This window comes from Rhodanobacter sp. Col0626, from assembly GCF_049994385.1.
GTDB lineage: Bacteria > Pseudomonadota > Gammaproteobacteria > Xanthomonadales > Rhodanobacteraceae > Rhodanobacter.
The window spans coordinates 3,790,654-3,800,784 of the sequence record NZ_CP188260.1; the positions used below are offsets into that span (position 1 = coordinate 3,790,654).

Below are 10,131 nucleotides of genomic sequence, written 5' to 3' on the forward strand. Positions count from 1 at the left end.
GCCACGGTGCGCGGCGATCTGGCCGAGCTGCCGGCCAGCGTGTTCCTTATCGGCGGCACCTCGCGCTCACCGCAGATCAAGGCCCGCGTGCAAGCCTGCTTTCCCGACATTCCGCTGGTGCAGGGCTATCCCTCGCTGGGCGTGCTCTCGGGACTGGCGGTCGCGGCGGGTGACGTCGCTGGCTGATACCGCCGGTTGCAGCGATGGATCCCGGTATCGTTTTCAGAGGCCGGCATGCACATGACTTCCTGCACACGTCGCTACCGCGAACGCGCACCTAAGCTTCGTTGCACACCAACCGGAGATGCAACGATGCGCAAAGGCTGCATGCAAGGCTTGATCCTGGTCACGACGCTGGCCGCGGCCTGTGGCGCGCACGCCACGGAAACCGACACCGCGACCATCGCCCGCCTCTCGCAGGCCTTTTCCGACGCCTCCGCCCACGGTGATGCGAAGGCGCTGGACCAGTTGCTCGACGCCAACGTGGTGTTCATGGGCGAGGACGGCACGGTGTCCAGCAAACACGACATCGTCGCCGGCGCCGCGCCGCCGCCCACAGGCAGCCACAACACGCTGGTGCAGTCCGATTTCCACGTCGTGCTGCACGGCGATACCGCGGTGACCAGCTTCACCGACCACGCCACCTTCGTCACCTACGGCCACACCGCGCACGACAGTTTCCGCTCGACCGAAGTCTGGCTGCGCGAACACGGCGGCTGGAAGATGGTTTCCAGCCAGACCCTCGAAGTACCGGTCGAACCGCCGCAAGTTCCACTGGCAGCCGACGCACTCGACCCGTACGTCGGCACCTACCAGGTGGCGCCCGGGCATGCGATGCAGATCGCGCGGCAAGGCAACGGCCTGGTGTCCATCGGACGTGACCACAAGCCGACGCCGCTACTTGCCGAAGTGCGCGACATCCTGTTCCCGGCCGGCTCGCCTCGCGTCCGCTTCGTCTTCGAGCGCGACGCCGGCGACCATGTCACCGGCTTTGCCGTGCGCCGCGCCGGACACGACCTGCAGCACTTCGCCCGGGTCCGGGCGGGGTGAATGCGGCATGCGTGGATGTTGCGAGCACCGCATCATAAGCGGCGCGTTTGCTCAGTTTCCTTTCGTCGTGTCCGACATCAGCATTGCCGGTTGGCGGTGACCCGGGGAAGTCCAGCGAGTGCCAGTGGCCGGCAGCGGTTCGTCAACTTTGGCGGTAGCGCTGCATCTTCTCGGCGGTGCCGCAGGTTTCCATGGCGCACCAGCGGCGGCGTTGGTTCTTGCTGGTATCGAGAAACAGCCATCCGCAGGAGGTGGTATTGGCGCAGCGACGAAGCTGCGAGGCAGACGAATCGCCAAGCAGGTCCAGCGCATCGAGCGCGATGCGCTTCAGCGGCAGCCGCGCGTCGCGGGCATCAACGCGCCAATGCAGGTTTCCGTCCGCGCCGAGCGACAGGCTGGCCCAGGCGTCGTGCAGCCAGCGATCGAGGCCGCGCACCGCATTCGCAGGTGGAGACTGGTGGTCGATCCGCGCGGCGAACAGCGCATGCAGGTGATGGCGCAGCGTCGCCACCTCGCGCATCAACGCTGCGCGCTTGTCCGCGGCGCGCGGTGCGCGAACGCCATCGTCCGGCCGCAGCGCCCCGGTGCGGACACACCATTCGATGAAGCGCTGCGGTTGCTGCAGGTAATCCTCGACGTCCACCGCGTAGCGGTCGTGGATGGAGTTGACGAAATCCAGGCACAAGCGCCCGCCATCCAATCGGATGACGGCAATCGGCCGTGGAGACAGATGACGGTTTACGGGTGACATGCGGTATGGCTTGACCTCTGGCCCACGATCCCATGGCTACTATCTAAATGATTTTAGGTGGTAACCTGCCGGCCGACATCGAAACGTGATGAAGAGATCATTGCATGATGCCCCCATCGACACCTTCGACAGCGCCATCGATCGGCGCAACACAACGCAAACTGATCGTGGGCATCGTCATGGCGACCGTGCTGACATTGGCCCTCGTGATCGTCGACCTGGCGATGGGCGGCCGTCCCGACCCGCCGCCGCTGCGCGCTGCCGCCACCCTGCTCGATGGCTCCTGGCGATTCCATACCGGCGATGACCCGCGCTGGGCGGGCCCAGGTACAAGCGATGTCGATTGGGAAACGGTCGACATGACCGCGTTGCCGGGCAGCCACGATGGTGACGTGGGCCTGCCCGATTACGTTGGCGGCTGGATGGCGCACGGTCATCCCGGCTATCACGGCTATGCCTGGTACCGGCGCGCGGTGACGGTGCCGGCCGACCACGCATCGTGGGACATCCTCGGGCCGACCCTCGTCGAGGACGGCTACGAACTGTATTGGAACGGCCAGCTGCTGGGCGGATCGGGCAGGCTCGGCCCCAACCCGCGCGTCGTCGGCACGCGACCGCTGCGGTTCGCCCTTCCCGCCAGCGCGGCGGGCACCCGTGGCGTACTGGCTGTCCGTACCTACATGCTGCCGATCTCCGGGGTCAGCGCCGAAGCCGGTGGCATGCACAGCGCGCCCATACTGGCTCCGCGGCCCACCAGCGATGCGCTCCACCGCGTGCAATGGCAGCGCACCATCGCCGGTTACATCGCCGATGCGATCGAGCCGATCGCCATGTTGGCGCTCATCGGCCTGGCGCTCGGGTACGGCTCCCGCAGCAGCCGCAAGGGTTTCCTGGTCTTTGCCTGCATTGCGCTGGCACTTACGGCAGCCAGGCGCCTCAACAATGCGATCGTCGCCTGGACCGATCTGCAGGATCTGGCGACCTATGTATGGCTGGCATCGGTAATGTGGGTGCCGACGATGGCTGCCTGGCTGCTGGCATGGAACCGTTGGTGCCCGCGGCCATGGCGAAGCATCGACGTACTGGCCGTCGTGTTGATGATCGCCGGGATCATCGGCGCCCTGACCCCATCGGCGAGTTGGACCAGCGTCAGCCGGTTAGGCTCGATTGCGCTGTTTGTCGTGATCGCCGCGCGCATGGCCCGCAGCGGATCGACGCGGATGCTGGCGTTCGTCACGTTGGCCTCGATCATGGCCGCGCTGTTCGGCAGCGAACTGCTCGATCCGATCGGCGTACCGGGCATCTGGTTTCCGTTCGGCATCGGCGTGGCACGGACGCAGTACGTTTACGCGATCGCCATCCCGCTCCTGGCCGTCCTGATCGTGCGGACCCTGTCGTCGAAGAGGGACACCACGAGCGATTCGGTCTAAGTAACTTGACGCGTTTTCCGGGAAGTGACTCAGGCGGCGGCGCATTGGCGGGCCAAGGTGACAACGCCCGGCAAGTGCATGAGGAAAGGAATCAGGGCCAACTTCACGGGCCATGCCCATCACAGTGAGCCCTCACCCTGGTTTTGCTATTTTCCCGCCGCCTCGGTCTCCGCCGCCTTTTGCGCGAGTTCCTTGATCCTGAGCACGCGCAACTGCTCGGACTTTTTGAGTCCTTCGCGGGCTTCCTTGATCACTTCGTGGGCCAGATTCTGGCTGGTGTGATGCCGCTTCGCATCGATAGCAGCATCCAGCCGTTGCTGGGCTGCCTTGATTCCCTTATCGACGCGGTAGAGCGGATGATGCGGGTTCGTCGTCAGGGGTGGGTCGTAGCTTTTCGTCATGATGTTTCTTCGTGGTCAGGACGGCAAGATAGCCCGGTTGAGACCGCTCCGCACGTGTGTCGTCGTTGCACATCTGGAACCGCATCGAGGCATGCCGCCGGCGCCCCTTCAAGCGCATCACCATGCAGCGCCACAAGAATACGGCGCCGGACCGGGTTCACCTTCACTTCCAGGCCGAACGTCCGAGTCTCTCGGCGACGTGGCCGTCATCGGTATCTGGTCCGGCTGGTCTATCTCGCCATCCTGATCGATCGGTGCTCACGCGAAGGGCCGGGCGATACTCGGCCACAACGACGAACCGCTCGTTTCGCATGCCTTGCAAAGGGTCACCACCCATCGACGGCCGCCGGCCGATCCCATCTATCACACGGACCGCAGTGTGCATTCAGCTTTGGCACGATGCCTTGCCGGCTGACCAAGGTGGCTTACAGCGGCAAAGGATCAGATCGACCTATGTCGCCGCTCATCCACGCTGATGCGCAGGTATTGTTGCGGATCGGACGGACATGTTCCTAGAAACCACCCGGTTCCGGCCAGTGCGCTTGGCCTCGTACAGCGCCGCGTCCGCCGCGGCGAATAGTTCAGCCGCATCGCCTCCGTTTGTCCGTTGCATGAAGCCCGTGCCGATGCTGACAGTTACAAGGCCCTCTCTCGACACTGCGAGCTGTCGGTGCACCGATGCGCGCATGCTCTCGGCGACCTGGCATGCCTGTTCGAATGTCGTGGAGGAAAGCACCACGGCAAATTCCTCGCCGCCGTAGCGCGCCACCAGATCGGAACCGCGCGAGGCAGTGTTCGCGAGCACTTGGGCCACGTCGCGCAGGCACAGGTCGCCTTCTTGGTGACCGAAGGTATCGTTGAATGCCTTGAAATGATCAATGTCGATCATCAACAGGGCGAGCCCTTCGCCGGAGCGTTGCGCCCGATTCCATTCGTGGCGCAACACCTCGTCGAACTGACGACGATTGGCAAGCCCGGTCAGAGTGTCAATGCGCGCCAGCTCGTCGAGCTGGCGTTCGTGTTCGAACGATCGCACTTGGGTAAGTACGCTGCGAAGCCCATAGCCGAGGGTGGCGACAACAAAGCCGGCCACCGCAAGATCAAGGTGTCGACGCACGATGAAACTGGAGACGACCAACAAGGTCACCGGCAGCATCAACGGGCTGCCGGCGCGAACGATGTGCGCCAGGCGCGTGGATGGCTTGATCCCGCCGCGCGACGACCCGATACCGGCGATGGCAACCAGCACGAGAAACGGCACATCGATGACCAGATCGCCGAAGCCGCCGTAGTCGACGTCCTCCGGTTCGAGATGGTTGATGTAAAAGGCCGCCAGCATGTAAACAAGCGCAAAGATCGCAAGGACACGGAAGAACCCGCGACTGGCCGCATCTCCGCTGGCGACGTAGCGCACCATGGCAAACGCCAGGATGAACGCGTTCTCGATGTCGAACATCAGCCGCAGATTGACGATGCCCTGCGGCGTGGCGCTGCTCGCCGTGGCAAAAGAGAACGTGTGCACGAAGAAGAGGTAACCGAGCATCAGCGCGAGCACGCCGTCGATCAGCCGAACATGCCACACCTCATTTTCGGAACTGGCAAGCACGAACGTCAACGGAACGCCGTAAAGGACATACAGCAACATGCTCAGCCCCGGCGTGGTGTCGACGTTCGCCAGGAACACTTCCTGGTACATGCCGGCCGCCATGCCACCAGCCCATGACAGCATGGCCAGAGCCAGCGCGATCCAGCCGCCCTTCAGTGCGCCGTCACGACAGCGCCGGACGCTGACGACGCCGGCAAGCAGCGGCGCGGCAATGAGGAAGCCAAACGAAATCGGCCGGGCATGGGCGGGAAACAACGCGAGCGCCAGACCGTGACACAGAATAAAAATACATGGCAGCAGAACCGGCATGCGCTTCCTCCCCTGTCGCACCACGCTTCGACCTTACGCGCCCGTCCGGCCAGTTGACAAGCGACTCGGCGAACGGCCGGCAACCCGGCGGACGGAGTCTGCTGGCCGTCGAGCTCCTGGCTAATGGGCTTCCCACTACGGGAAACCCCGGACGTGCGCCTTTGATTGTGCAGCCAAAAAACGTGGGCAGGTTCATTGGCCATCGGGATAATGAACCCGCCCTCTTCTGCGATCTTTTGGTGCAGGAATAAAAATGGCACCTCGTCACGAGGTGCCACTCTACAAAAAACAAAATTTACTTTCTGATTAAAAGTAGAAAATTACTGCCAACCAACTGAATAGGTCCAGCGATTAAGCCTCTCAACTTCAGGCGAGTATCCAGGCGAACACTCCGCAACCAGACAAGCTTGAGAAATCGTAACCGAACCAGGCAGCGTGTAGGAAGTGATGAGCGTATTTGGAACGATAACCGCAGGTTGCGGGAAGTTACCGCAACCTGTCTTCTCATCTATCTTGTAGGCGGTATGTATATTCCCACCATGTCCGACTTCGTTATTGCACAACAAGTACTGTTGTCCAACCACCACGCCACTCTCATCTAGATACTTCACAGAATGCGAAGTAACGGTGGCGGCACTCGCAACACCCGTCGTGCCTGCAACCAGTGCCAAAGCAAGTGGGAATAGTTTGATTAGGTTCTTCATATCTTCATCCGTGATAGTCGCAGGCTACCCCTGCATAAAACAGACTACACGGCGAACAGCCTCTAAAATGAGACCTTGATCACAATCAAACAGCCATGAATTGAACTACGCACCATCGCATAAAGACATACAGCAATAATAAAAGGGTCGAGTTCATTGGCTAAATCCTGATAACTCCAACCTGACCCTTTTCTCTGGTCATGGGGCACTCTGGCGCCTGCCTTTGTCGATCAACGCCCACACCTCGGAAATCACCACCGATCCTTCGCCCACGGCCGACGCCACGCGCTTCACTGATCCGCTGCGCACGTCGCCCACCGCAAAAATGCCCGACAGCGACGCGGCGAAGGGCGAGCTTGCGCCGGCCGCCGTGCCGGTGAGCACAAAACCCTTTTCGTCGAGTTTGACCAGATCCGTCAGCCAGTCGGTGTTGGGTGCGGCGCCGACCATGATGAAGAGCGCCCGGGTCGGCACCACTTCCTCGCTTCCGCTTGCGGCGTGGCGGATCGTCACCGCATCCAGGTGCTCGTTGCCGTACAGCGCGCTGACTTCGGCACCGTATTCGATGGTGATCGTCGGATCCGCTTCGAGTCGGCTCGACAAATAACTCGACATCGATGCCGCCAGCGATTGGCCGCGTACCAGCAAGCGCACCCGGCTCGCCGTTCGACTGAGAAACATCGCCGCCTGGCCGGCTGAGTTGCCGCCGCCGATGATGATCGCCTCGGTCTCCTTGCAGTAGCGAGCCTCCATCTCGGTCGCGGCGTAATAGATGCCGGCTCCCTCGAACGCTGCCAGCCCCTCGATCGGCAGGCGGCGATATTGCACGCCGGTCGCCACCACCACCGTCCTCGCCCGAATCCGCTTGCCGGTGTCGAAGGTCGCGCAGAAGCAACCATCCTCCAGCGTCTCGAGTTTGGCGACCCGGCGCGGCACGGCGAAGCGGGTGCCGAACTTCATCGCCTGGATTTCGCCGCGCCACACCAGATCGGCACCGGAAATACCGGTGGGGAAACCCATGTAGTTTTCGATCCGGCTCGAGGTTCCTGCCTGACCGCCAATGGCGATGTCTTCGGTCACCAGCGCGCAAAGCCCCTCGGCACCGGCATAAACACCGGCCGCGACGCCCGCCGGCCCGCCGCCGACGATCAGCACGTCGAAATCCTCGTCCTCGACCAGATCCAGGTCGAGGCCGAGCAACCGCGCGACCTTGAACGGCGTCGGGTCCACCACGACGCTATCCCGGCCAAAAATCACCGCGGCGCTGCCGGGTGCCAACGAACACGTGGTGGCCAGCGCGTCCGCTTCGACGCTGCCAAGCGCGTGCGAGCTGTAGGGAATGCGATTGCGATTGGCGAACTCGGCGATGCAACGGACTGCGCGATCAAGCTCCTCGCCGATCAGCACCAACGCGCTGTCGCTATGCTCGATCTGCCGGCGACGGCGCGCGGAGAACACGGTGATGATGATGTCCGACATCTCGGGGATCTGCGCCATCAGCGTCAGCATGGTGGCGCGCGGCACCTCGATCACCGACGTATCGCGTACCGCGCGCATCGGCATCGAGGCGTTGCCGCCGTACAAAAACGATATCTCGCCCATGAACTGGTTCGGCCCCAGCGTCGAGGGAAGATGACGCTCGGCGGTATAGGCGTTGACAACCTCGATTTCGCCATCGACGACATAGACGAAGCGATCGGCCGGTTGCCCCGGATGCGCCACATAGGTGCCGGCCGCGTAGACCACCTCCGTACCCGCCTCACGCAATGCCTCCACGTGCGCAGGGGCCAGAGGGGTGCGCTGCATCTCGTGCAAATTGCCGCCAATCGATTCCATGGGATCCTGTCTTTGCGATGCGTTATTTAAATTGCATCGATTTCATAAGACTTATTCAGAGCCTCCCAGGAGGAGGGCCGAGGATCTTTTTGAAATCGAGAAACAACTTTCCGTCCGGCTGTTTACATATTTTCACCACGGCATCAACTTCCATCTCAGTCGGACACACGGACGGCCCGTTAACTGGGCATGCCTCTTTATCACGTTTTAAGAAATCAATAACGCCGCTATCACCATTTGAGCGAAAAGCATCGGCGACGTTAATTGTTTTCATGGTAGAACAAGACTTATCAAAAATAAATGAATAAGAGCTATGGTCTGTCTTGTAAACTCCGCGAATATGCACAGTTTTTCCAAAATATACATTCGCGTTTTTTCTTATTTCGCAAATTTTGGTAATCTTCGAATAATTATTACCCAACTCTTCTTTCTGTGAAGCCACTGCGGGATTAGAAGACAATCCAAATAATAGAGAGGTAGTCACAATGCAAATGAATAATTTACTGCTCATTTTTCCATATCTCCATGGAAGTTTCCACAGCATCTTCAAACTTACCCTCTTTCCAATCCAGGACGTGTCTACATACGGACGGCGATATAGTGCCCCCCTTTTTTGCTTTTGCTTTTGCTCTTGCTCTTTTTCTCTCTTCTTCTGTTTAACGATGTTTAATCACTAAGAGTCATAACCGTATTGATTACTTGTGAAGAGCAATCATTTTTGCCATGTATCGAAAGTCGCCAGCTCAATTCTATTTTCCCATGTTCAATTGCAACGCTTAACTTCGGAAAAAAATTATCTAGCCTTATCTCTTTAACAAAATTCGTGCCTGCAGAAATCGTCGACTCGCCAACACCGGGCGCAAGTAGCGGAATTGCGGATTGAAGACTTTTACCGCTAGAGTCAATTGCTTTTAAAAATAACATGTTCTCTTCAAAATTAAATGGCTCAAGAACCACATCTGAAGCACTCTCATTTTTAATTACAATCCGTAAGATGTGACCATCTTTGCCTTTCTTTATTTCCGTGCCTATGGTCGGACTAACGCACATGACGATATCATCGGCGATCGCCGGACCAATGATCATACATAACAAGAATCCGAACACGACTTTTCCAATAGAAATATCTCGCTTCACTTCCCATCCTCCAATTTAACATTCACTGTTGCTGTTGCTGTTGCTGTTGCTGTTGCTGTTGCTGTTCTTGCTTTTGTTGTTGTTCTTGTTGTTTTTGCGCCAGCAATTGATCCAGCATAGCTTGATTTGCTTCTCTGTACTGTGTCATCTGAGTAATTCGCGTTTTAATTTGCGGTTCCTCGCTGCCATTTCTACTGATATTTTTTTCCGACTTTAAGTACTTAATTTCCACATTAGAAGCCCTCACCTCTGAGGCCGCAGCCACCTCTGGTTCAACAACTCGAACCTGCAGCCCCTTCGGGACGTTGTTAACAACGGCACACGATTTGTCACAATCGTTATGAAAATCAGAAATGTGACTTCCCTCGTGCCGCGTTACCCCGATCAAAACAACTCGCCCCATTCCTTCAGTATTTCCAAGGTGAGGCTGAATACCGCCCTGCCCGTCCGTGACTATAGTATTGACCCGCTTGTCAGTGAGTTGTACGACAACGTAAGTGGCGAAACGCCCATCGGGATCGATATTGCTGATCGGATTGTTATTAGCGTAGTCGTACCGATTGAAGCTGAACGTATCCCCCGGACTCGGCACGACTGGATCGACGCTGAGGAACCGCCCCACCCCCGGATCGTAATAGCGCGCCTGCATATACACGAGCCCCGTATCCGGGTCGTTCACATGCCCCGTATACCCTGGCCCATTCGGTGCCCCGGCCATGCCGCTGGCTGTTGATGCCGCGCCATATGGTGCGTAGTCGAACCTTGCCGTGATATTGCCGCTCGCATCAGCCTCCGCCAGTGGCGTGCCTTGCGGGTCGGTGTAGACGTAGGTCACTGTGCCAGCATGCGCCGTCGCGACAAGCAGCCACAGGGTCAACAGCAGCAGTTTCGATAATTTGTTCATCGC

General features: G+C 59.4%; 11 protein-coding genes. 3 read left to right on the top strand and 8 right to left on the bottom strand.

Features of this window, described 5'->3' with window-relative positions; genetic code table 11:
- Positions 1 to 6: 6 nt before the first annotated feature.
- Together ACPPVV_RS16715 and ACPPVV_RS16720 are read left to right on the top strand one after the other, a co-directional pair.
- On the top strand, positions 7 to 186 hold the full coding sequence (locus tag ACPPVV_RS16715; protein WP_426700996.1) for a hypothetical protein: 180 nt from the start codon (positions 7 to 9) through the stop codon (positions 184 to 186).
- Positions 187 to 327: 141 nt separating this feature from the next.
- The gene (locus ACPPVV_RS16720; protein ID WP_426700997.1) at positions 328 to 1,050 is read left to right on the top strand and encodes a DUF4440 domain-containing protein; all 723 of its coding nucleotides are present in this window, start codon (positions 328 to 330) and stop codon (positions 1,048 to 1,050) included.
- A 142-nt stretch (positions 1,051 to 1,192) separates the two neighbouring features.
- Here ACPPVV_RS16720 and ACPPVV_RS16725 read toward each other — a convergent pair whose 3' ends face one another.
- Positions 1,193 to 1,801, bottom strand: coding sequence for a CGNR zinc finger domain-containing protein (locus ACPPVV_RS16725; protein WP_426700998.1), 609 nt, complete (start codon positions 1,799 to 1,801; stop codon positions 1,193 to 1,195).
- A gap of 104 nt (positions 1,802 to 1,905) precedes the next feature.
- On the opposite strand from ACPPVV_RS16725, the gene ACPPVV_RS16730 reads away from it, so the two are divergent.
- The gene (locus ACPPVV_RS16730) at positions 1,906 to 3,231 is read left to right on the top strand and encodes a glycoside hydrolase family 2 (RefSeq protein ID WP_426700999.1); all 1,326 of its coding nucleotides are present in this window, start codon (positions 1,906 to 1,908) and stop codon (positions 3,229 to 3,231) included.
- A gap of 146 nt (positions 3,232 to 3,377) precedes the next feature.
- On the opposite strand, the gene ACPPVV_RS16735 is transcribed toward ACPPVV_RS16730, so the two are convergent.
- The 7 genes from ACPPVV_RS16735 to ACPPVV_RS16765 form a co-directional block, all read right to left on the bottom strand.
- Positions 3,378 to 3,632 (bottom strand): hypothetical protein, encoded by a 255-nt coding sequence (locus ACPPVV_RS16735; RefSeq protein WP_426701000.1) that lies wholly within the window; start codon positions 3,630 to 3,632, stop codon positions 3,378 to 3,380.
- A 463-nt stretch (positions 3,633 to 4,095) separates the two neighbouring features.
- Complete coding sequence (locus ACPPVV_RS16740) at positions 4,096 to 5,547, bottom strand: diguanylate cyclase (RefSeq protein WP_426701001.1); 1,452 nt, start codon at positions 5,545 to 5,547, stop codon at positions 4,096 to 4,098.
- Positions 5,548 to 5,867: 320 nt separating this feature from the next.
- A complete protein-coding gene (locus ACPPVV_RS16745) occupies positions 5,868 to 6,251 on the bottom strand; it encodes a hypothetical protein (protein ID WP_426701002.1) in 384 nt (127 codons plus the stop codon).
- Positions 6,252 to 6,449: 198 nt separating this feature from the next.
- Positions 6,450 to 8,087, bottom strand: a complete 1,638-nt coding sequence (locus ACPPVV_RS16750; RefSeq protein WP_426701003.1) for an FAD-dependent oxidoreductase — start codon at positions 8,085 to 8,087, stop codon at positions 6,450 to 6,452.
- 55 nt (positions 8,088 to 8,142) lie between these two features.
- A complete protein-coding gene (locus ACPPVV_RS16755; RefSeq protein ID WP_426701004.1) occupies positions 8,143 to 8,598 on the bottom strand; it encodes a hypothetical protein in 456 nt (151 codons plus the stop codon).
- Between the two features lie 155 nt (positions 8,599 to 8,753).
- On the bottom strand, positions 8,754 to 9,224 hold the full coding sequence (locus ACPPVV_RS16760) for a hypothetical protein (protein ID WP_426701005.1): 471 nt from the start codon (positions 9,222 to 9,224) through the stop codon (positions 8,754 to 8,756).
- Between the two features lie 22 nt (positions 9,225 to 9,246).
- Positions 9,247 to 10,128: an RHS repeat-associated core domain-containing protein gene (locus ACPPVV_RS16765; RefSeq protein WP_426701006.1), complete on the bottom strand. Its 882-nt coding sequence runs from the start codon at positions 10,126 to 10,128 to the stop codon at positions 9,247 to 9,249.
- Positions 10,129 to 10,131 lie beyond the last annotated feature (3 nt).

Coding starts and splice junctions, on each gene's coding strand:
- ACPPVV_RS16720 (WP_426700997.1), top strand. CDS start 328: ATGCAAGGCTTGATCCTGGTCACGACGCTGGCCGCGGCCTGTGGCGCG.
- ACPPVV_RS16725 (WP_426700998.1), bottom strand. CDS start 1,801: ATGTCACCCGTAAACCGTCATCTGTCTCCACGGCCGATTGCCGTCATC.
- ACPPVV_RS16730 (WP_426700999.1), top strand. CDS start 1,906: ATGATGCCCCCATCGACACCTTCGACAGCGCCATCGATCGGCGCAACA.
- ACPPVV_RS16735 (WP_426701000.1), bottom strand. CDS start 3,632: ATGACGAAAAGCTACGACCCACCCCTGACGACGAACCCGCATCATCCG.
- ACPPVV_RS16740 (WP_426701001.1), bottom strand. CDS start 5,547: ATGCCGGTTCTGCTGCCATGTATTTTTATTCTGTGTCACGGTCTGGCG.
- ACPPVV_RS16745 (WP_426701002.1), bottom strand. CDS start 6,251: ATGAAGAACCTAATCAAACTATTCCCACTTGCTTTGGCACTGGTTGCA.
- ACPPVV_RS16750 (WP_426701003.1), bottom strand. CDS start 8,087: ATGGAATCGATTGGCGGCAATTTGCACGAGATGCAGCGCACCCCTCTG.
- ACPPVV_RS16755 (WP_426701004.1), bottom strand. CDS start 8,598: ATGAGCAGTAAATTATTCATTTGCATTGTGACTACCTCTCTATTATTT.
- ACPPVV_RS16765 (WP_426701006.1), bottom strand. CDS start 10,128: ATGAACAAATTATCGAAACTGCTGCTGTTGACCCTGTGGCTGCTTGTC.